Raw genomic sequence first — 20289 nt, forward strand, 5'->3', positions numbered from 1 at the left:
TCGCCCGTGTGCGGCGGGTGGCTCTGCACGCTACGGTGTCGACCGTGCAGGGACTCAGGGGACAGTTCAATCGTTCTGCGCGCCTTCTCGGCGCGCTCGTCATCGCCTTCGGGATCGTCGTCGCGGGTGCGCTCCCGGCTCAGGCGAGCTCGTCGTGGCGCATCACCCGGTACGGCGTCGACGTCGTGCTCGACGACGCGGGCACGGCCCGTGTCACCGTCGACCTCACGTTTGACCTCGCGGGCGGCGGCCACGGGCCGCTGCTCACGCTCGTCACGAGGCACGGCTGGGACGCCGAGCACGACCGCACGTACACGTACGACGACATCGAGGTGTCGAGCCCGACGGCACCCGACGACCTCGACGTGCGCACGACGTCGCACTCGCTCGAGCTGCGGATCGGCGACCCGGACGTCATCGTCCGCGGCACGCACGACTACACCCTCACGTACACCGCCCGCGGGCTCGTCAACGGAGCGAGCTCGACGAAGGACGGGGACCAGCTCTACTGGAACGTCCTCACCGACGTCACCGTCCCGACCGAGAACCTTGCCGTCACGGTGCGGGCGCCCGGGCCCGTCACCGACGTCGTGTGCCACGCCGGCACGGCGGGGCGACGTGGTGGGTGCTCGTCTGAGAGTGCGAAGGGCAAGGTGGCGACGTTCACGGCCGACCGGCTTCCCGTCGGCGGCGCGATGACCGTCGTCGCCGTGACGAGGGCGGGAACGCTCGGTGACCCGGCACCGCGGCTCGAGCCCACGACCGCGTCCGGCGCGGCGCTGCGGCCCCTTTTCGGGCTCGAGCCCGGCGAGGAGCTGTCGTTCGGGGCCCGCGCACTCTCGGCGTTCGAGACGGACGCCCTCGTCAGCCGGGTCACGACGACGGCGCTCGGCGGCACGGCGCTCGTCGTCGTGCTGCTGCTCGTGCGCAGGGGCCAGGACCGGGGTGCGTCGGGTGCCGCGCGCGCGGGCGTCGCTGGGGCGGGGCCCGACGCGCGGCGCGGCACCGACGGCAGCGTCGGCCCGCTCCCGTGGCCTGCCGCCGAGATCGGCGTGCTCGTCGACGGGCGAGCCGACCCTCGTGACCTGCTCGCGGCCGTCCTCGACCTCGCGCGGCTCGGGTACGTCCGCATCGAGACGACGGGGGAGTCGCGCGGCACGCCGCTCATGGTGCGGACCCTGCGGGGACCTGACGGGGCGCTGTCGGACTTCGCCCGCGCGGTCCTCGTCGAGGCGTGCCCGGCCGTCGGGCAGTCGCTCGAGATGGCGTGGACGGTCGACGAGCTCGCGGCGCGGTCGAACCGGCTGCGGGCACAGCTCGACGCCGACGTCACGGCGCGCGGCTGGTTCACCCAGCCTCCGGGACGCCGCCGCGCCCGGTGGTGGGCGGCGGGCCGGCGGATGCAACGTGTCGCGTGGTGGGGCGGTGCGCTCGTCGTCGTCATCCAGGTGCTCCGCGGCACGGACGTGCTCGTGGGTGCCGTGTGGTGGTGCGTGGGCCTGTGGATCCTCGGGGGGATCGTCAGGCTCGTGTCGCGGTTCACGGTCGGCGTGACCGCGCAGGGCGCCGCCGCTCGCCGCGAGATCGCGCGCTACCGGCGCGAGGTGCGAGCGATGCGCGTCGACCCGCGGTCGGGTGGTGCGGACCTCGCGGCGCACGTGGCGGTCCTCGTCGCGCTCGGCGACGAAAAGGTGGCCGTCCGCGCCGCGCACGCGCTGGCAGCGGAGGGCGGCGACGTCGTCGCGCCCGGCTGGGCCGCCGGGTGGGAGCAGCCGGAGCAGTTCTACGACCAGCTGCCGCGGCACCTGGTGCGCCTGCGTCGGGACCTCGAGAACCCAGGACGGCGGAGCACGTCGTCGTCGAGCAGATCCGGAAGCAGCAGGACTCACGGGTCGTCGGGCGGCTCAGGCAGGAGCGGCTCATCGTCGTCGGGCTCGGGGACGGGCGGGGGCAGCGCCGGTGGCTGGTGAGTGCGACGCCGGCGGCTGGTGAGTGCGGCCGGAAATACGGTGGGGCGGCGGAGCGTTCATCGACTAGAGTGGAGACGTTCGTCAGGCACACCCCTCGGGGTGGCGCTCACGGGCGTTGCTTGACAACTGCACAGGGGGTGATCGGTTTCGACGGTGGTCGTGCTTCGAGAAGAAGCGGGCCGAGGATGCAGACTTATCTCGTTAACGATGTCTGCAAACCAATAGGTGCCGATTCCAAGCGCACCGACTTCGCCCTCGCCGCCTGAGCGAGCCTCGAAGTCCGTCAGTCCGGGCTAGCTTCCGTCCCGGGTCCTGGCGTCATCCAGGAAGCCACTGCTCGCGTCGTTCGTCGCCGACGACGCGGGGACTCTTAGGCGACTGGGCCTGTCAGCTGAGCGTCTGCTCGAGGGCTGGGGCCGAGAAAATCCACTAGCAGACTGCGCCCGGAGAAGATCTGGATACGCGTCACCGGACCGGGGTTCGATTCCCCGCACCTCCACCCCTGTTGACGAAGGGCCTCCCGCCGCCGGCGGGAGGCCCTTCGTCGTGCTCCAGGGCCGTCGGCGTTGTGGCTCGATAGCCGATCGGTGCGCAGGAAGCGCAAGGATCGGCTATCGGCTATCGGCTATCGGCTATCGGCCCCGAGCGCGCGAGACGACGCCGGCGCTCGATAGCCGATCCGGACGCGGGACGTGTGCGGATGGGCTATCGGACGAAGGCAGCAGCGAGACGGTGCGCCTCGATAGTCGATCCTGACAGCGGTGGCGCACCGATCGGCTATCGGAACACGTGGGCGTCGGAACACGTGGACGTTGGCACGGGTGGGCGTCGGTCACCGTCGTCAGGCTCTCGAGCTGGCGGGTCACATGGCCGGGGGGCGGCCTCGGCGGGGGAGCGGCGCCGCGTCGCGGGGCGCGCGGCCCGCGCGCTTGAGCGCCTCGCGGAGGATGACCTCGATCTGCGCGTTGACCGATCGCAGCTCGTCGTCGGCCCAGCGTGCGACGGCGTCGTGCACCGCAGGATCGAGCCGCAGGAGCACCTGCTTGCGGACCGCGCGCGGCTTGCGTGCCGGGGCGCCGGGCGCGGCGGCGGTGTCCGCGTCTCTCGAGCGCGTCCCCGGCGCTTCGGCGCCCGACGCGCCCGGGCCCGACGCTCTTGCCCCCGATGCATCCGGGGACGACGTTCTTGCCCCCGATGCATCCGGGGGCGACGTTCCTGCGCCCGACGTTCCCGGGCTCGCCGTCGCCGCAGGGCCCGGAGCGCTCGTGGCGTCCGGGTCCTGCGGCGACGTCGGGCTGTTCGGCATGGGCGTCGTCAGTGGAGCGTGCCGGTGTTGACGATGGGTGTCGCGCGGGAGTCGCCGCACAGGACGACGAGGAGGTTGGAGACCATCGCGGCACGGCGCTCGTCGTCGAGCGTGACGATCGCGTCGCGCTCGAGGCGCTCGAGGGCCGTCTCGACCATGCTCACCGCACCCTCGACGATCTTCTCGCGGGCCGCGATGATCGCGCCGGCCTGCTGGCGTTGCAGCATGGCCTGGGCGATCTCGGGCGCGTAGGCGAGGTGGGAGATGCGGGCCTCGACGATCTCGACGCCGGCGAGGGCGACGCGCTCGGCAACCTCGTGCGCGAGCTCGGCCGACACCTGGTCGGTCGAGCCGCGGAGCGTGGCCTCGCCCGCATCGGCGTTGTCGTAGGGGTGCGTCGTCGCGACGTGACGGAGCGCGGCCTCGGCCTGCACCTCGACGAAGTCGACGAAGTCCTCGACGGCGAACGTCGCGCGGGCGGTGTCAGCGACCTGCCAGACGACGATCGCGCCGATGTTCACGGGGTTGCCGTCGGCGTCGTTGACCTTGAGCTCGCTCGTCTCGAAGTTGCGCACGCGCACCGAGACGGTCTTGCGGGTCGAGAGGAGCGGCGTGAAGACGAGGCCTGTGCGGCGGACGGTGCCGATGTAGCGACCGAAGAACTGCACGACCTTCGTCTGGCCGGGGTTGACGATCGCGAGCGCGCTGTAGACGAGGATCGAGAGGAGGGTGAGGAGTGCGCCGAGCACAGCGAAGAGGGCCTTGAGCCCAGTGGCGTCGACGAGCTCGATCGCGACGAACGACGCGACGGCAAGGACGAGGAGGAGCGTCGCGCCGCCGAGTGCTGCCCACCCGTTCGTCATGGCGACGGTGCGCTCGTCGACGTCGACGCGGACGCCGTCGTGGCCCACGGGGACGGTGCTCGGGGTGCCGCCGACGGACTCGTCGGTGTCGTTCATGGTCGTGCCCTTCTCTCGAGGTGAATCGCTATCAAAGTGATATCACATTATCGGGCAGGGGTGCGGCTGAGGGTCCCCCTGGTGGGCGAACGCCCGGAGCGTGCCGTCGTGCGCTCCGGGCGTCGTGGGCCGCGTGGGGCCGGGGCTCTCGGGCTCAGGCGAGGGAGAGGAAGAGCTTCTCGAGCCGCGCAGTGCTTTCGGTGCCGTCGTCGGCGACGAGGCACTCGCGCATGCCGCCGGCGATGATCGAGAAGCCTGCGCGGTCGACGGCCTTGGCGACCGCTGCGACCTGCACCATGATGTCCTCGCAGTCGCGTCCCTCCTCGAGCATGCGGATGATCCCGCCGAGCTGCCCCTGGGCGCGCTTGAGGCGGCGGACGGCGGACTGGGTGGTCTCCTCGGGAAGCTGCATGTGGCGAGTATACCCCCAGGGGTGTTTTGCAGATACCCCCCGGGGTGTGTATCGTGAAGCCATCGGATGCCCGTGGGGGTATCCACCCTGACCTCTGAGGAGAACTCACATGTGCCGTCCCGTCGCCTGCACGTCCTGCGGAAAGACCACGTGGGCCGGCTGCGGCCAGCACGTCGACAGCGTCAAGGCCTCGGTCCCCGCCGGCCAGTGGTGCACGTGCGACCGCAACGCCGCACCTGCCGAGGGTGGGGGCAACTTCTTCTCGCGCCTCTTCGGACGCTGAGGCGAGGCGACCGCAGTGACTGAGAACCGCCGTCCCCGCACCGTCATCGTCGGCGGCGTCGCCGGGGGTATGTCCGCAGCGACGCGTCTGCGTCGTCTCGACGAGCAGCGCGAGATCGTCGTCCTCGAGAAGGGCGAGCACGTCTCGTTCGCGAACTGCGGTCTGCCCTACCACATCGGTGGCGTCATCGAGGAGCGCTCTGCGCTCCTCCTCCAGACCCCCGAGAGCCTCCGCGCACGCTTCGACCTCGACGTCCGGACGGGCCACGAGGTCGTGAGCATCGACCGCGACGCCCGCACCGTCACCGTGCGCACCGCGGCCGGCACCGAGCAGATCGCGTACGACGATCTTGTCCTCGCGACCGGCGCCGCCCCCGTGCGCCCCGGACTTCCCGGCGCCGAGCGCGCCCACGTCCTGCGCGACGTCGCCGACGTCGACCGCATCGTCGCCGCGCTCGCCGCCGACGACGCGCCGACGACTGCCGCGATCGTCGGCGCGGGCTTCATCGGCCTCGAGCTCGCCGAGAACCTCGCCCACCGCGGACTCGGCGTCACGCTCGTCGAGCTCGCCGACCAGGTCCTCCCGCCCCTCGACCCCGAGATGGCCCGGCTCGTCCAGGACCGCCTCGAGGCGCACGGCGTCACCGTCCGCACCGGCTCCGGCGCGACTGCTGTCGAGGGCGACGACCTCGTCCTCGCCGACGGCACCCGCGTCCCTGCGGGCCTGCTCGTCATGGCTGTCGGTGTCACCCCCGAGTCGCGCCTTGCCCGCGAGGCCGGCCTCGAGACCGGCGCCCGCGGCGCCGTCCTCGTCGACGCCGCCCAGCGCACGAACGACCCGCACATCTACGCCGTCGGTGACGTCGCCCTCAAGCGCGACGCGATCGACGACGCGGACAGCTTCGTGCCGCTCGCCCAGACGGCCAACCGCCACGGCCGGCTCGTCGCTGACGCGACCGTCGGACGCACGGTCAAGGCTCTTCCCGTCCTCGGCACAGCCGTCGTCGGCATCTTCGGGCTCACCGCCGCGAGCACCGGCTGGTCCGAGAAGCGCGCCCGCGCCGCGGGCCGCGACGTGCGCATCATCCACACGCACCCCGCCGACCACGCCGGCTACTACCCGGGCGCGACCTCGATGGCGCTCAAGCTCGTCGTCGACGCCGCCACGGACGCGATCCTCGGCGCGCAGGGCGTCGGCGAGGCCGGCGTCGACAAGCGCATCGACGTCATCGCGACCGCGATGCGCGGCGGCCTCACCGCCTCCGACCTCGCCGACCTCGAGCTCGCGTACGCGCCGCAGTACGGCTCCGCGAAGGACCCCGTCAACATGCTCGGCATGGTCGCGGAGAACCTCGCGAACGGCACGACGCGCTCGCTGCAGTGGCACGAGCTCGACGACGCCCTCGCCGGCGGTGCCGTGCTCGTCGACGTCCGCACGGCGGGCGAGAACGCCGCCGGGGCGATCCCGGGCGCGCTCAACATCCCCGTCGACGACCTCCGCGCCCGCCACGGCGAGCTCGCCGGTCGGGAGATCGTCGTCCACTGCGCCGTCGGGCAGCGCGGCCACACCGCCGCACGCCTGCTCACACAGCTCGGGCACACGGCCGTCAACCTCGACGGCGGCTACCGCACATGGGCCGCGGCCACGCGGACCGTCCCTGCGGCGGTCTGACACGACGCACCCCGACCGGCCGGCGCTGTTCCCCCTGCGGCACCGGTCACGCGCCGCACGCAACCCCTGGCGTGCGACGCACCAGGAGCCCCGCCGATCCCTGCAGCGGGGCTCCTGCCATGACGGGCGCGCGTGCCGGAGCCCTGGCCGGGCAACGCGGGGCGTCCACGACACGAGCGCGGGCGCACGCCGGTAGACGGCGCAGGCGTGTGGGTGCTGCGCCTTTGGCGCCGTGACATGCGGGGGCGCCCGCTCAGGCCCACACCCCCGACGTCCCGCGCCGGTGCGAGCCGAGCAGGTGCGTGTCGACGATGCCGACGGCCTCCATGAGCGCGAACACCGTCGTCGGGCCGACGAACGTGAAGTCGCGCCGCTTGAGCTCCTTCGCGAGTGCCCGGGACTCGGCCGACGACGAGGGGACGTCGGCGAGCGTGCGCGGCTCGGGGGTCGTGTCGGGCTGGAAGGACCACACGAGCTCGGCGAGCCCGCCGTCCTCGCGGAGCCGCAGCGTCGCGCCTGCGTTCTGCACGGTCGCGAGCACCTTGGCGCGGTTGCGGATGATGCGCGCGTCCGTGAGGAGCCGCGCGACGTCGGTGTCGTCGAAGCGTGCGACGGCCTCGGGGTCGAAGCCCGCGAACACCTCACGGAACGCGGGTCGCTTGCGCAGGACCGTGGCCCACGAGAGGCCCGACTGGAAGGCTTCGAGACTCAGTCGCTCGAAGAGGCCGTGCTCGTCGCGGACGGGCATGCCCCACTCGGTGTCGTAGTACTCGCGCAGCAGCGTGTCGGACGAGGCCCAGCGGGGGCGTGCGAGGCCGTCGTCGCCGACGACGAGGTCGGGGCGCTCGGCGTCAACCGTCACCTCGTTCGGTGCCTCGAGCGGGGTCGCCGCCTCGTGCGACGCCGTCACGCGGCCGCCCCCTCGAGGCGCAGGAGCGTCGTCTTCGCCTCGAGCCCGCCGAGGTAGCCGCCGAGCGAGCCGTCCGAGCGCAGCACGCGGTGGCACGGGACGACGACGGGGATCGGGTTCGTCGCGCACGCGGAGCCGACCGCGCGCACGGCCTTGGGGTTGTCGAGCGCTGCGGCGACCTCGGCGTACGACTCGGTGCGGCCGTAGGGGACGTCCGAGAGGTGCGTGAGGACCGCGAGCCGGAAGCCGGAGGACAGCCTGCGGTCGAGAGCGACGTCGAAGTGCGTGCGGTGGCCGTCGAAGTACTCGTCGAGCTCGCGCGCAACCCTGTCGAGGCGGGCCGGTGCGCGCAGGACGCGCGGGGAGACGCGGCGGGCGAGGTCGTCGAGCACCGCGTCGTGGCCCTCGGCCGCGAACGCGACGCGGACGAGGCCGACGGGCGTCGCGGCGAGCAGGAGCTCACCGACGGGGCTCTCGACGGTGCGCACGGCGACGTCGAGCAGGTCGTCGGCCTCGGCACGTGCAGCGAGCGCGTCCGTGAGCGCGCCGAGGCGTGCGGGTGAGGGGCCCTCGGCGAGGGCGCGGGGGATGTCGGTCGTGGTCATGCGATCTCCTCGGAGCCGTAGGTGCGGCGGAGCGTGGCGAGGCCGTCGGCGGCGGCGCGGCGGACCGCGTCGCTCGTGCCGCCGACGAGCGCGGCGACCTCGACGTACGTGAGACCGCCGAGGTGGTGGTAGGCGAGGGCGAGACGCTGACGCTCGGGGAGCGCGGCGACGCGCGTCCACACCTCGGTGTCGGCCGCGCGGACGGCCGGGTCCGGTGCGTCGTGGCGGGCGGGCGCCGCGAGGTCGCTCGGGTCGGTGCCGGCGGGTACGGTGCGGCGCTCGCGGCGGACGACGTCGACCGCGCGGCGGTGGGCGACGGTGACGAGCCAGGCCTCGAGGTTCGTCGTCGGCGGCAGGTCCGGGTAGGCCCGCAGCGCGGCGAGAAACGTCTCGGACCAGGCGTCGTCCGCGGCGTCCGCGCCGACGACGGCGCGGCACACGCGCCAGACGGTCGCGCCGTGGCGCGCGACGATCTCGGTGAAGGGCGGCAGCGCCGCGTCGGTGGTGCTCATCACCGGGTAGTCGCGCGGGCAGGGCGGAACGTGAGGTGTCGCCGTCGGGTGGGGCTCACGTGTCCTCCTCGTGTGGGGCTGGTCGTCGCCGACGCTACGCCAGAAGGGCCCCGCCGCGGAGCGCGGCGGGGCCCTTCTGTGGACGACGAGGGGGTGCCGTCCGGCTGTGGTCAGGCGGGGGAGGCCTGCGCCTCAGCGGCCTGGATCAGCGGCTGAGGTTGAAGCCGGCGGTCCAGGAGATCTTCTCGGAGGCGGCGAGGGTGAGCTGGAGGAAGCCGATCGCCTCGAGCTCGTGGGCGCGGGCGACGATGTCGGCGAGCGCGGGGTAGGGGACCGCGAGGACGACGACGTCGCCGGTGAGCGCGGGAGTCTCCGCGTGGGCGACGGTCTGGACGCTCGCGCCGCCGCGGGCGAGGACGCCGCCGATCGACTGGGCCATGTTGCCGGTGCCGATGATGCTGAAGCTTGTCATGAGGTCCTCCTGGGTCGTCCGGCGGGAGGCCCGTCGGAGATTGATTGAAGCAACAACTAAAAACCTACATCGCAATGGTTGAAGCGTCAACCTATGCGCTACGATGGTCCCCATGACGACCGTCGATCCCGCCTCCGACCAGCCCATGTGGCTCACCGACGACGAGCTGCGCGCCTGGGTGCGCTTCATCGGCGTCGTCCAGCTCCTCCCCGGCGTCCTCGACACCCAGCTTCAGCGCGACTCCCAGCTCAGCCACTTCGAGTACTACACGCTCGCGATCCTCTCCGAGGCCCCCGGCCGCACCCTCCGCATGACCGGCCTCGCGGCGCGCACGAACTCGACCCTGCCGCGCCTCTCGCACGTCGTCACCCGCCTCGAGAAGCGCGGCCTCGTCGCGCGCACCGAGTGCCCCGAGGACCGTCGCGCCATGAACGCGACGCTCACCGATGACGGCTGGCAGACGGTCGTCGCCGCAGCCCCCGGCCACGCCGCCCAAGTGCGCGACTCCGTCTTCGCGGGACTTGACGCCGACGACGTCGCGCACCTCCACCGCATCTCCGACGCGATCCTCGAACGCATCGACCCCGAGGGCCGCCGCTCCCTCCCGTACGAGGGCTGACCCCCGTTCCGAGACCTTTCACGGCAGCGACTGATCGACTCAGGCCCACCGTCGAGCGGTGTGCCCGCGTCACACCGTCAGGTCGCCGGGGCCACATCCCGCCGATCCGCGCGTGCCGATGCTAGGTTCGGGCCGACGGCAACCACGCCGTCGCACCCCGGCCCCGACCCCAGGACCAGCGATGACGAGCGAGACCGGCTACGGCGACTTCGAGTTCGAACGACGCTTCTACGTGCGCGGCCTCCCCGACGACCTCCGCGACGACCCCACACCGACGCTCATCGTCCAGTCCTACTTCCTCGCGGTCGACGGCTACGCGATGCGCCTGCGCGTCCAGGCCGACGGCATCGTCCTCGACCCGAACGCCGACCTCGACGCCGCCCGAGTCCTCGACGCCTACGCCGACCGCTTCGACTTCTGCGCCCTCACCGTCAAGGGCCCCGAGGCCGGCGGCACCCGCTACGAGGCCGAACGCGAGATCGACGTCCACGTCGGCGTCGAGATGATGCGCCGCGGCGGCGCGCGCATCGTCAAGAACCGCTACTCCGCATGGCTCGGCACCGACGGCTGGGTCGTCGACGTCTTCGCAGGATGCAACCGCGGCCTCGTCATCGCCGAGTGCGAGCGCGGCGCCCCCGTCACCGACCTCACCATCCCTGCGTTCTGCGTCACCGAGGTGACCGGCGACCGCCGCTTCGCCAACGAAACGCTCGCTCACGCACCGTTCCCCACGTGGCAGCACGTCTTCGCCGCCGAGCTCGCCGCGCAGGGACCGCGCTTCGCGTCCGGCTTCGGCACGAACACGCTCGCAAGCCCGCTCGCGTGAGCACGAGGTCGAGGGTGGCGCTGCTGCGGTCCACCCACGTGTTCCGATAGCCGATCGGGCCGAGTCACGCGTACGGATCGGCTATCGAGCGTCGGGGCCTCCCCGCGATAGTCGATCGGCACGCGTGAAGTGCATGGATCAGCTATCGAGCGTGTCGGGCATCCTGTCGAGAGAAGATCCGTGCGCGTCACGTGCCCGGATCGGCTATCGGAACACGCGGGGTGGTCGGACGGCGGCGCCCGGAGCGGCGTCGCGGGCTCAGCTGTCGTCGTTGTGCGCCTCGTCGCGACCGCGGAGCGCGTCGAGCGCGCGGCGCTCGCGCTTCGTCGGGCGGCCCGAGCCGCGCTCGCGGAGCGCGACGGGCGCCGCGGCCGCGAGACGCGGCGGCGGTGGAGGGGTGCGGTCTTCGTAGGCCTCGGCTGCGAGCGGAGCCCCGACGCGCTTGGTGAGGAGCTCGCGGACGACGACGATGCGCTCGCCACCGTCGTTCCGGGCCCTGATCTCGTCGCCGACGCGGACGGGGCTCGACGGCTTGGCGCGTTCCCCGGCGACGCGGACGTGCCCGGCGCGGCACGCGGCCGCGGCGGCGGAGCGCGTCTTGTAGAGGCGCGCGGACCACGCCCAGACGTCGACCCGCACCTTTCCGCTCTCGACCATCCCCGCAGCGTACCGACGCTGCGCCGCCCGCGGTGCATGTCGCGCGAGACAGGGGCGGCAGCCCGAGGTGGGGATCGGTCGACCCTTGTCCCGAGCACCGACCCCTGTCTCGCGGACCGGGGCTCGGGAGTGTCGGTGGGGCGTCGTAGACTCGGGCCCATGAGCGAGCCGATGTTCCCGACCCACCCGGACGATCCCACGGATCCCCGTGGACCCGGCGGCTCCGCGACGAGCGTCCTCGAGCGCACGGAGCAGGCCCAGGAGGCCGAGCCCGGCGACCACGAGCGCTTCGCGCACTACGTGCGCAAGGAGAAGATCATGCAGTCGGCCATGACGGGCCGTCCCGTCATCGCGCTGTGCGGCAAGGTCTGGGTCCCGGGACGGGACCCGCAGAAGTTCCCCGTCTGCCCCGTGTGCAAGGAGATCTACGACGGCCTGCGCGCCCCGCAGGACGGCGACTCCGGCGGCCAGGGTAGTGGCGGCCAGGGCGACGGCGGCCGGTGACGCCGGCCGCAGAGCAGCCTGACTCCTTCTCCTCCGCGCTCACCGAACGGGTCGAGCGCGCCGCGGCGCGGGCTCGCGCCCGCACGCAGGTGGGTGGCGCCGCACCTCGTCAGGCTGTGCAGTCCATGCCGGCGAACGTGTCCACGGTCGCGGCGGAGCAGCTCGCTCCGGCGTTCCCGCAGCGTGCCCCGTGGGGCACGGCGACGAAGCTCCGCGCGTGGCAGGCGGAGGCCCTCGAGAAGTACCGTGCGTCGCAACCGCGCGACTTCCTCGCGGTCGCGACGCCGGGTGCCGGCAAGACGACGTTCGCGCTGCGGCTCGCGACCGAGCTCCTCGAGGCCGGGACGGTGCGACGCCTCACGATCGTCGCGCCGACCGAGCACCTCAAGCACCAGTGGGCTGACGCGGCCGCGCGCGTCGGCGTGAAGATCGACCCGAACTTCCGCAACGCCCAGGGCCGTGCAGGCTCCCAGTACGACGGTGTCGCGCTCACGTACGCGCAGGTCGCCGCGAACCCGGCGCTCCACCGGGCGCGCACCGAGTCGGCGCGCACGCTCGTCATCCTTGACGAGGTCCACCACGGCGGCGACGCGCTCAGCTGGGGCGATGCACTGCGCGAGGCGTTCGAGGACGCGACGCGACGCCTGCTGCTCACGGGCACGCCGTTCCGCTCGGACACGTCGCCCATCCCGTTTGTGCGCTACGAGCGTGACCGCGACGGCATCCGGCGCTCGTCGGCCGACTACACGTACGGCTACGGCGAGGCGCTGCGCGACCACGTCGTGCGGCCCGTGATCTTCATGTCGTACTCGGGCCAGGTGCGCTGGCGCACGAAGGCGGGCGACGAGGTTGCGGCGCGCCTCGGTGAGCCCATGACGAAGGACATGGTCTCCCAGGCGTGGCGCACGGCCCTCGACCCGAACGGCGAGTGGATCCAGTCGGTCATCGCGGCCGCGGACACGCGACTCACGGAGGTGCGCCGCTCGGTTCCCGACGCCGGCGCGATGGTCATCGCGACCGACCAGACCGACGCGCGTGCGTACGCGGGGCACATCGCCCGGATCACGGGTCACTCGCCGACGGTGGTCCTGTCCGACGACGACGGCGCAGGCAAGCGCATCGAGGAGTTCGCGGCGAGCGACTCGCGGTGGCTCGTCGCCGTCCGCATGGTCTCCGAGGGTGTCGACGTGCCGCGCCTCGCCGTGGGCGTCTACGCGACGAGCGCGTCGACCCCGCTGTTCTTCGCGCAGGCGATCGGTCGCTTCGTGCGTGCACGGCGCCGCGGCGAGACCGCGTCGGTGTTCCTGCCGTCCGTGCCGCAGCTGCGTGAGCTCGCGCACGCGATGGAGACGGAGCGCGACCACGCGCTCGACCGGCCGCGCAACGAGGCTGAAGGTCACGACCCGGAGGCTGACCTGCTCGCGGAGGCAAACCGCGAGGAGAAGGCGTCCGACGACCTCTTCGGGTCGTTCGAGGCGCTCGAGGCGCAGGCGTCGTTCGACAAGGTGCTCTTCGACGGCGGCGAGTTCGGTCTCGGTGCGGACGTCGGCTCGGACGAGGAGCTCGACTTCCTCGGCCTGCCGGGCCTGCTCGACGCCGAGCAGGTGACGACGCTCCTGCGGCAGCGTCAGGCGGGCCAGGTGGCGCGCGGACGCCAGGAAATCGACACGGAGGAGTTCGACCACCGGCGCGCCGCGGAGCTGCGCAAGGAGCTGAGCCAGCTCGTCGCGGGCTGGGCCCGCCGCTCGGGAAAGCCGCACGGCACGATCCACACGGAGCTGCGCCGGCGTTGCGGCGGTCCTGACGTGCCGCAGGCGACGGTCGAGCAGCTCGAGAAGCGCGTCGCGATGGTGCGAGGCTGGTTCGTCGGCCGCGCGTAGGAGCAGCCCTGATGTCGGTGCCCCGACGTAGGCTGGAGCCGTGATCCTCGACCTGCCGCCCGTGCGCGTTTCGACGGACCCCGGGGCCGAGGCCGAGGGGGCCGGCGCGACGGACCTGCTCGCGCGTCCGGACGACGTTTGGGTGACGCTCGTGTGGAACGACCCGGTCAACCTCATGACGTACGTCGCGTACGTCTTCGAGTCGTACTTCGGCTATCCGCGCCACAAGGCGGAGCAGCTCATGCTGCGTGTCCACCACGAGGGGCGCACGGTCGTCTCGACCGGGGGCCGGGAGCACATGGAACGTGACGTGCAGGCGATGCACGAGTTCGGGCTCTGGGCCACGATGCAGAAGGCCGGGGACGCGTGAGGCCCTTTGAGGCGGTCGACGGGCGGTTCGTCGCGCGGCTCACGCGCGACGAGCGCTTTGCGATCGCGCAGGTCGCGGAGCAGGTCGTCGAGCTGCTCGAGCAGGAGGTGGACGGGCTCGAGGAGATCGCGGCCGCGGTGGCCGACGACGGGCTGCCGCCGGCTCTTCTGGGCCTCGACGACACCGTCGTCGAAGCTCCGACAGACCCAGCGGTGCGCAGGCTCCTGCCCAACGCTGCGCCGACCGACCAGGTTGTCGGCGAGGAGTTCCGGCGGCTCACGCAGACGGACCTCGCGCTGTCGAAGGTCGGCCGGCTCACCGCGCTGTGCGCGGCGCTCGTGGGCGACGACGAGCCGCTCCTCGACCTCGAGGACGACGGCGCGACCGACGGCGTGGACGCCGACGACGAGCTCGGCTCACGTGACGTCGCTCTCGAGCCGGCGGACGCCCAGTCGTTCGCGGGTGCGCTCACGGACGTTCGGCTCGTCCTCGCGGAGCGGCTCGGCATCGTCACGGACGACGACTCCGACCGCCTCTCATCGGCGATCGAGCAGGCGTGGCAGGGACGTGCAGACCTTGATCCGCGCATCGAGCTGCTGGGCTCCGTCTTCCTGCTCGCGGGGTACCTCCAGGAGTCTCTCCTCGACCTCATGCTTGCCCGTCTGCGGGGCGGCGCTCCGGGGGTCTGACGCCTTCGGCTGGGTGTTTCGGCTGCTCCTCGACGTGCGAGGTACTCGATCATCGTGCACGCTGGTTTTCAGGACGGCCCCACACATGGGGGCCCAACTGAGAGGAGAGTTCCATGCCTAGCTGGCTCATCATCCTGCTCGTCGGTGTTGTGCTCGTCATCCTGGGTGTCGCGACAGAGATCGGACAGTTCCTCATCTGGATCGGCGTCGTCGTCCTCATCGTCAGCCTGGTCCTCAGCCTGGTGGGCCGAGGTAAGAGGGTCTAGACGGTGTGACGCACCGTCGTGAGACCGTGCATCGTCTCGAAGAGCGCGGCACCCGTCGGGTGCCGCGCTCTTCGAGCGTCCGGGGTCGGACGCATGTGACATTGCGCTCACCGTGACGTGCCCTGCGGCCGCTGTCGGTGACCCCGGCTAGCCTGGGTCGCGTGAATGACGCGCCCATCGGGATCTTCGACTCGGGAGTCGGCGGCCTCACGGTTGCCCGGTCGATCATCGACCAGCTGCCGAACGAGTCGCTGAGCTACATCGGCGACACCGCGCACAGCCCGTATGGGCCGCGGCCGATCGCCCAGGTTCGTGCGCTCGCGCTCGGCGTCATGGACAGGCTCGTCGACGACGGCGTGAAGATGCTCGTCATCGCGTGCAACAGCGCGTCGGCCGCCGTCCTGCGTGACGCGCGCGAGCGATACACGGTGCGCCTCGGACTGCCGGTCGTCGAGGTCATCTACCCGGCGGCGCGTCGGGCGCTCGCTGCGACCCGGTCGGGTCGCATCGGCGTCATCGGGACGCGCGCGACGGTCGACTCGCGCGCGTACGACGACGCGCTGGGCGTGGCGGCGGGTGTTGAGGTGACGTCGCGCGCGTGCCCCGACTTCGTCTCGCTCGTCGAGGACGGCCGCACCTCGGGCCCCGAGGTCATCGAGGTCGCGCGCGGCTACCTCGAGCCGCTCAAGGCCGCCGGGGTCGACACGCTCGTGCTGGGCTGCACGCACTACCCGTTGCTCACGGGCGCGATCAGCTACGTCATGGGGGAGGACGTCACGCTCGTCTCGAGCGCGGAGGAGACCGCGAAGGACGTCTACCGGACGCTCGTCGCGCACGGGCTCGAGCGCTCCGCGGACGCGGACGACCCCACGCACAGGTTCCGGACGACGGGTGACCCGGAGGCCTTCCACCGTCTCGCACGGCGCTTCCTCGGCCCCGAGGTCGGGCACGTCGACGAGGTGACGGCCGTGGGGTCCGAGCCCGCGGAGGTCGCGGGATGAGACTGACGATCGTGGGCTGCACGGGCTCGATGGCGGGCCCTGAGGCGGCGGCGTCGAGCTATCTTCTCGAGGCCGACGACGCGGACGGCCGCACGTGGCGCCTCCTGCTCGACTGCGGCTCGGGCGCGTTCGGCCCGCTGCAGGCGCTCGTCGACCCGACGGCGATCGACGCGGTCGGGGTGACGCACATGCACCCCGATCACTTCGCGGACCTCTGCGGGCTGTACGTGTACCTGCGTTACCACCCGACGGACGGCACGACAGCACGGCAGTGCGAACGTCCGCTCGAGGTGCGCGGGCCGGAGGGCGCGGGTGCGAAGGTCGCGGCGACGTTCGGCATGGCACCCGAGGAGGACTTCGACTGCATGTCGTTCTCCGGCTGGGACGGCGACCCGTGGCAGGTCGGTCCGATGCGCGTCGAGGCGTTCCGCGTCGAGCACCCCGTCGAGGCGTACGGGCTGCGCGTCACAGGCCCGTCGGACGAGGACCCGTCGCGGGAGGTCTCGGTCGTGTACTCGGGCGACACCGACGAGTGCGACGGCATCGTCGATGCGGCGCGGGACGCAGACCTACTGCTCGTCGAGGCGGCGTTCCTCGAGGGGCGTGACGAGCCGCGCGGCATCCATCTCACGGGCGTGCGTGCGGGACGGGTGGCGACGCGCGCGGGCGCGCGGCGCGTCGTGCTCACGCACCTGCAGCCGTGGACGGATCCGGTGCGCGCGGTCGCGGAGGCGACAACGACGTACGCGGGCCCGATCGACCTCGCGCGTCCGCGCGCGGTGCACGTCGTCTGACCGGACGACGCCAGCCCTGCCCCGACCCTCACCTGGGAGACCGTATGACCTCGGCCCGCCTCGTCCTCGCGACCCACAACGCGCACAAGCTTGGTGAGCTGCGCGCGATCCTCGTCCCGGCGGACGGTTCTGGCGTGCCCGGGCTCAGCGCTGACGAGGTCGTCTCGGCTGCGGGCCTCGGCGCGCCCGAGCCGGTCGAGGACGGCCTGACGTTCGCGGCGAACGCGCTGCTCAAGGCGCGGGCGCTCGCGCGTGCGACGGGGCTCGTCGCGGTGGCGGACGACTCCGGTCTCGCTGTCGACGTGCTCGGCGGGGCGCCGGGCATCTTCTCGGCGCGCTGGGCCGGCCGGCACGGTGACGACGCGGCGAACCTCGACCTGCTCCTCGCACAGCTGAGCGACATCGCGCCCGAGCACCGCGGCGCGCAGTTCGTGTGCGCGGCAGCGATCGTCACCCCGGACGGCCGTGAGCACGTCGAGCACGGCTACCTGCGGGGCACCCTGCTCACGTCGCGGCGGGGTACGGGCGGCTTCGGGTACGACCCCATCCTCCTGCCGACGGGCTCGGACCGCTCGACCGCGGAGCTCAGCCCCGAGGAGAAGAACGCGATCTCGCACCGGGGCGAGGCGTTCCGGGCGCTCGTTCCGCACGTCGCAGCGGCCCTCGCGGACTGACCGGCCCCCGGCCCCGGGCCTTCCGGCCCCAACCCTCCGGTCCCCAGCCCCGGCCGCCCCTCCGGCGCGAGATTCCGCGCGATTGGTTGCTCCGAGTAGCCATGCGCGCGGTTTCTTCAGCCGGGTGGGCCGCGCCGCGGCGGGTCCCGTCAGGCGGTGCGGCGGCGACCGACGAGCGTCGCGACGGCGCGCCAGCCGACGAGGGTGAGACCGAGGAACCCGAGCGCGACGAGCACGAACGCGGGAGCCGTCCCGCCGCCCGTGCCGGCGCGCAGCGCCATGCCGAGACCCCACGCGAACGCCCAGACGACAAGCCCGGTCGACCAGGGCGCGAGCGGGCGCCGCCAGGCGCGCGCGACGAGCCACCCTGCGAGGAGTCCCACGGCGAAGGGCCACGCGGTGCTGAGCACGCCGGCGACGTCGAGCCCGTGCTCGTGCGTCCGGCGCCCGACGAACGCGAAGACGAGCACCGCGAGGAGGTCGACGTCGAACGCGACGAGCGCCGTCACGGCGGGCGACGGGCGAGGGGCAGCAGCGGGCTCGGTCATGGTTCCACGGTAGCGGCACGTAGGCTGGGGACCCGCCCCTACCAGCATCGAAGGAGCACGCGAGGCATGCCCACGGTCCACGTCGTCGCCGAGGCGGTCGCGTTCGGCTACCCCGGCCGCCCCGTGCTCGACCGCGTGACGCTGCGCGCCGCGGCCGGGTCGCGGGTCGCGATCGTCGGGGAGAACGGCTCGGGCAAGTCGACGCTGCTGCGCCTGCTCGCCGGCGAGCTCGTGCCGTCGGCCGGGCAGGTTCGACGTCACGGGGTCGTCGACCTCGTCGGGCAGGACATGCCCGTCGTCCCGGGACGCACGGTCGGCGACGAGGTTGCGGACGCTCTCGCGGAGGTCACGACGCTCGCAGCCGAGATCGCGGCCGCGACCGAGTCCTTCGACCACGCGTCGGGGTCGCTCGCCGAGCTTGCGACGCTGCTCGAGCGTTCCGAGCGGCTCGCCGCGTGGGACGCCGAGCGCCGCGTCCTCGAGCAGCTCGACAGGCTCGGAGCGTGCACCGACCTCGGACGCGAGCTGGCGCACATGTCGGTGGGGGAGCGGCACCGGGTACGGCTCGGCTGTCGCCTCGCCTCCCGCGCGGACGTCCTCCTGCTCGACGAGCCGACGAACCACCTCGACGACGCAGCGCTCGAGCACCTCACGCGCGAGGTGCTCGCCTGGCAGGGCGTCGTCGTCCTCGTCACCCACGACCGCCGTCTGCTCGACGACGTCGCGACCGGGATCCTCGATCTCGACCCGTCGATGGAGGGGCGGCCCGTGTTCTACGGCCAGCCCGGGTACCTCTCGTTCCGCTTCGCGAAGAACCAGGCGCTGCACCGCTGGCGGCAACGGCACCGGGCCGAGCAGAAGAAGCGGCTCGAGCTGCTGCAGCGTCTCGACACGTCATACGAGGGCCTCTCGGACGAGTGGCGTCCGCCCAAGGGTTCGCAGAAGCACCGCCGGGGCACGAGGGCGCGCATCCACGTCAAGGCGGCCGACAGGCTCGTGGAGAAGCTCGAGGCCGAGGCGGTCGAGGTGCCGGTCCCGCCCGTCGAGCTCGCCTTCCCTGCGCTTCCTGCGCTCGATCCGACGTGGCACGCGGCCGCGGGCGCCGAGCTCGTGTCGCTGCGGTCGCCACGCGTCGCGGGGCGGCTCGACCTCCCCGGCACGCGCGTCGCCCTGCCCGCGTCGGGCAGGCTCCTCGTCACGGGTGCGAACGGCACGGGCAAGTCGACGCTCCTGCGCGCGCTCGCGGGAACGCTCCCGCTCGACCGCGGGGCGCGGGACGTCCACGAGGGCGTCCGGATCGGCGTCGTCGGGCAGGAAGGTCTCGGCGTGCAGACGGGCGTCGATCTCGACGACATCCTCGACGACGCCGCGCACGGTGCGACGGGTTTCGACGTCGCCGGACGTGTCGCGCTGCGGCTGCTGGCGGCGGGCGCGCTCGACCCTGAGCTCGTCGTGCCCGTCGCGTTTCTCGGCCTGCTGAGCGAAGCGGACCTCGACCGGCCGCTGCGCGAGCTCTCGCTCGGTCAGCGGCGGCGCTTCGACCTGGCATGCGCGCTCGTCGCAGCGCCGCACGTGCTGCTCCTCGACGAGCCGACGAACCATCTCTCGATCGATCTCGTCGACGAGCTCACGCAGGCGCTGCGGACGACCCCAGCGGCCGTCGTCGTCGCGACGCACGACCGTCGCATGCGCGAGGACCTCGCGGACTGGCCGACGCTCGCGCTGTAGCGGTCAGACGGCGCGGCCCACGTGCGCCATCGCCTGACGCAGGAGGAAGCCCGAGCCACCGTGCATCTCGACCTGCACCGCCTCGCTCACGGCCTCCTCGGGCGTGACCCATGCGAGGTCGATCGCGTCGTGCTGCGGCGAGCAGTCGCCCGTCACCGGCACGACGTACGCGAGCGACACCGCGTGCTGGCGCGCGTCGAAGTACGGCGTGACGCCCGGCGTCGGGAAGTACTCGGCGACCGTGAAGGGCTGCGGCGCCGCGGGGATGATCGGCAGCGCGACCGGCCCCAGATCCTTCTCGATGTGCCGGACGAGCGCGTCCCGCACCCGCTCGTGGTACATGACACGTCCCGAGACGAGCGCGCGCGTCATGACGCCCTCCGGCGTCACGCGCAGCAGCAGCCCGACGGCGACGACGTCGCCCGAGTCGTCGACCCGCACGGGCACAGCGTCGACGTAGAGGACGGGCACGGCCGCGCGGACACGCGCGATCGCGTCGGCGTCGAGCCATCCGGAAGGTCGAGGGTCGTCGGGCGGGAACTCGAAGGTCTCGGTCACCGTCCTGTTCTACCCTGCTTGACGCGACCCGTGCGAGACACGCCGGGAATACGGGACGACCGCTCTCCGTTGGAC

24 protein-coding genes and 1 other RNA gene are annotated in these 20289 nt (G+C 72.7%); 15 read left to right on the top strand and 10 right to left on the bottom strand.

The features are described from left to right. The first annotated feature begins 44 nt into the window (after window positions 1-44). Both IGS67_RS06095 and ssrA read left to right on the top strand, forming a co-directional pair. Entirely contained in the window at window positions 45-1970 is a 1926-nt protein-coding gene (locus tag IGS67_RS06095; protein WP_192278815.1) for a DUF2207 domain-containing protein, read from the top strand. 133 nt (window positions 1971-2103) lie between these two features. Continuing rightward, window positions 2104-2472: a transfer-messenger RNA gene (ssrA, locus tag IGS67_RS06100) on the top strand. Between the two features lie 360 nt (window positions 2473-2832). On the opposite strand, the gene IGS67_RS06105 is transcribed toward ssrA, so the two are convergent. The 3 genes from IGS67_RS06105 to IGS67_RS06115 all read right to left on the bottom strand — a co-directional run bounded on the left by IGS67_RS06105 (window position 2833) and on the right by IGS67_RS06115 (window position 4647). Next, window positions 2833-2985, bottom strand: coding sequence for a hypothetical protein (locus tag IGS67_RS06105; protein ID WP_192278946.1), 153 nt, complete (start codon window positions 2983-2985; stop codon window positions 2833-2835). 299 nt (window positions 2986-3284) lie between these two features. Beyond that, on the bottom strand, window positions 3285-4235 hold the full coding sequence (locus IGS67_RS06110) for an SPFH domain-containing protein (protein WP_192278817.1): 951 nt from the start codon (window positions 4233-4235) through the stop codon (window positions 3285-3287). A 154-nt stretch (window positions 4236-4389) separates the two neighbouring features. After that, entirely contained in the window at window positions 4390-4647 is a 258-nt protein-coding gene (locus IGS67_RS06115; RefSeq protein ID WP_192278819.1) for a metal-sensitive transcriptional regulator, read from the bottom strand. Between the two features lie 109 nt (window positions 4648-4756). Between IGS67_RS06115 and IGS67_RS06120 the strand changes: the two genes are divergently transcribed. Together IGS67_RS06120 and IGS67_RS06125 are read left to right on the top strand one after the other, a co-directional pair. Further along, on the top strand, window positions 4757-4930 hold the full coding sequence (locus tag IGS67_RS06120; RefSeq protein ID WP_192278821.1) for a hypothetical protein: 174 nt from the start codon (window positions 4757-4759) through the stop codon (window positions 4928-4930). 15 nt (window positions 4931-4945) lie between these two features. Beyond that, window positions 4946-6601 carry an FAD-dependent oxidoreductase gene (locus IGS67_RS06125; RefSeq protein ID WP_192278823.1) on the top strand — a complete coding sequence of 552 codons (1656 nt, stop codon included), beginning with the start codon at window positions 4946-4948 and terminating at the stop codon, window positions 6599-6601. A gap of 253 nt (window positions 6602-6854) precedes the next feature. Here IGS67_RS06125 and IGS67_RS06130 read toward each other — a convergent pair whose 3' ends face one another. The 4 genes from IGS67_RS06130 to IGS67_RS06145 form a co-directional block, all read right to left on the bottom strand. Next, complete coding sequence (locus IGS67_RS06130) at window positions 6855-7463, bottom strand: DNA-3-methyladenine glycosylase I (protein WP_192278932.1); 609 nt, start codon at window positions 7461-7463, stop codon at window positions 6855-6857. Between the two features lie 44 nt (window positions 7464-7507). Beyond that, entirely contained in the window at window positions 7508-8116 is a 609-nt protein-coding gene (locus IGS67_RS06135; RefSeq protein ID WP_192278825.1) for a methylated-DNA--[protein]-cysteine S-methyltransferase, read from the bottom strand. Then, entirely contained in the window at window positions 8113-8628 is a 516-nt protein-coding gene (locus IGS67_RS06140; protein WP_192278827.1) for an RNA polymerase sigma factor, read from the bottom strand. The genes IGS67_RS06135 and IGS67_RS06140 overlap by 4 nt, the downstream gene beginning before the upstream one ends. 205 nt (window positions 8629-8833) lie before the next feature. After that, the gene (locus IGS67_RS06145) at window positions 8834-9100 is read right to left on the bottom strand and encodes an NAD(P)-binding domain-containing protein (protein WP_192278829.1); all 267 of its coding nucleotides are present in this window, start codon (window positions 9098-9100) and stop codon (window positions 8834-8836) included. 112 nt (window positions 9101-9212) lie between these two features. Here IGS67_RS06145 and IGS67_RS06150 point away from each other — a divergent pair, with 112 nt between their 5' ends. After that, window positions 9213-9719 carry a MarR family winged helix-turn-helix transcriptional regulator gene (locus tag IGS67_RS06150; protein ID WP_210767074.1) on the top strand — a complete coding sequence of 169 codons (507 nt, stop codon included), beginning with the start codon at window positions 9213-9215 and terminating at the stop codon, window positions 9717-9719. A gap of 181 nt (window positions 9720-9900) precedes the next feature. Then, a complete protein-coding gene (locus IGS67_RS06155) occupies window positions 9901-10545 on the top strand; it encodes a CYTH domain-containing protein (protein ID WP_192278831.1) in 645 nt (214 codons plus the stop codon). A 258-nt stretch (window positions 10546-10803) separates the two neighbouring features. Here the strand turns inward: IGS67_RS06155 and IGS67_RS06160 are convergent, their stop codons facing one another. After that, the gene (locus IGS67_RS06160; RefSeq protein ID WP_192278833.1) at window positions 10804-11202 is read right to left on the bottom strand and encodes an RNA-binding S4 domain-containing protein; all 399 of its coding nucleotides are present in this window, start codon (window positions 11200-11202) and stop codon (window positions 10804-10806) included. Window positions 11203-11361: 159 nt separating this feature from the next. Between IGS67_RS06160 and IGS67_RS06165 the strand changes: the two genes are divergently transcribed. The 8 genes from IGS67_RS06165 (at window position 11362) to rdgB (ending at window position 17380) form a co-directional block, all read left to right on the top strand. Then, window positions 11362-11706 carry a DUF3039 domain-containing protein gene (locus IGS67_RS06165; protein ID WP_165375430.1) on the top strand — a complete coding sequence of 115 codons (345 nt, stop codon included), beginning with the start codon at window positions 11362-11364 and terminating at the stop codon, window positions 11704-11706. Between the two features lie 125 nt (window positions 11707-11831). Continuing rightward, window positions 11832-13586 carry a DEAD/DEAH box helicase gene (locus tag IGS67_RS06170; RefSeq protein WP_192278936.1) on the top strand — a complete coding sequence of 585 codons (1755 nt, stop codon included), beginning with the start codon at window positions 11832-11834 and terminating at the stop codon, window positions 13584-13586. 40 nt (window positions 13587-13626) lie between these two features. Then, window positions 13627-13956, top strand: coding sequence for an ATP-dependent Clp protease adapter ClpS (clpS, locus tag IGS67_RS13650; protein ID WP_407925807.1), 330 nt, complete (start codon window positions 13627-13629; stop codon window positions 13954-13956). Beyond that, the gene (locus IGS67_RS06180) at window positions 13953-14645 is read left to right on the top strand and encodes a DUF2017 family protein (protein WP_192278835.1); all 693 of its coding nucleotides are present in this window, start codon (window positions 13953-13955) and stop codon (window positions 14643-14645) included. Before clpS ends, IGS67_RS06180 begins: the two co-directional genes overlap by 4 nt. A gap of 113 nt (window positions 14646-14758) precedes the next feature. Next, window positions 14759-14911 (top strand): hypothetical protein, encoded by a 153-nt coding sequence (locus tag IGS67_RS06185; protein WP_165375428.1) that lies wholly within the window; start codon window positions 14759-14761, stop codon window positions 14909-14911. A gap of 161 nt (window positions 14912-15072) precedes the next feature. After that, window positions 15073-15912 carry a glutamate racemase gene (gene murI, locus IGS67_RS06190; protein WP_192278837.1) on the top strand — a complete coding sequence of 280 codons (840 nt, stop codon included), beginning with the start codon at window positions 15073-15075 and terminating at the stop codon, window positions 15910-15912. Continuing rightward, window positions 15909-16706: an MBL fold metallo-hydrolase gene (locus tag IGS67_RS06195; protein ID WP_192278840.1), complete on the top strand. Its 798-nt coding sequence runs from the start codon at window positions 15909-15911 to the stop codon at window positions 16704-16706. The genes murI and IGS67_RS06195 overlap by 4 nt, the downstream gene beginning before the upstream one ends. A gap of 44 nt (window positions 16707-16750) precedes the next feature. Further along, window positions 16751-17380 (top strand): RdgB/HAM1 family non-canonical purine NTP pyrophosphatase, encoded by a 630-nt coding sequence (gene rdgB / locus IGS67_RS06200; RefSeq protein ID WP_192278842.1) that lies wholly within the window; start codon window positions 16751-16753, stop codon window positions 17378-17380. A gap of 149 nt (window positions 17381-17529) precedes the next feature. Here the strand turns inward: rdgB and IGS67_RS06205 are convergent, their stop codons facing one another. Further along, a complete protein-coding gene (locus IGS67_RS06205; RefSeq protein ID WP_192278844.1) occupies window positions 17530-17928 on the bottom strand; it encodes a DUF3054 domain-containing protein in 399 nt (132 codons plus the stop codon). A gap of 66 nt (window positions 17929-17994) precedes the next feature. Between IGS67_RS06205 and IGS67_RS06210 the strand changes: the two genes are divergently transcribed. Further along, window positions 17995-19656, top strand: coding sequence for an ABC-F family ATP-binding cassette domain-containing protein (locus IGS67_RS06210; protein WP_192278846.1), 1662 nt, complete (start codon window positions 17995-17997; stop codon window positions 19654-19656). 3 nt (window positions 19657-19659) lie between these two features. Here the strand turns inward: IGS67_RS06210 and IGS67_RS06215 are convergent, their stop codons facing one another. Next, window positions 19660-20214, bottom strand: a complete 555-nt coding sequence (locus IGS67_RS06215; RefSeq protein ID WP_192278848.1) for an NUDIX hydrolase family protein — start codon at window positions 20212-20214, stop codon at window positions 19660-19662. Between the last annotated feature and the right edge of the window lie 75 nt (window positions 20215-20289).

It is taken from the genome of Flavimobilis rhizosphaerae (assembly GCF_014852685.1).
In the GTDB taxonomy this organism is placed as follows: domain Bacteria; phylum Actinomycetota; class Actinomycetes; order Actinomycetales; family Cellulomonadaceae; genus Flavimobilis; species Flavimobilis rhizosphaerae.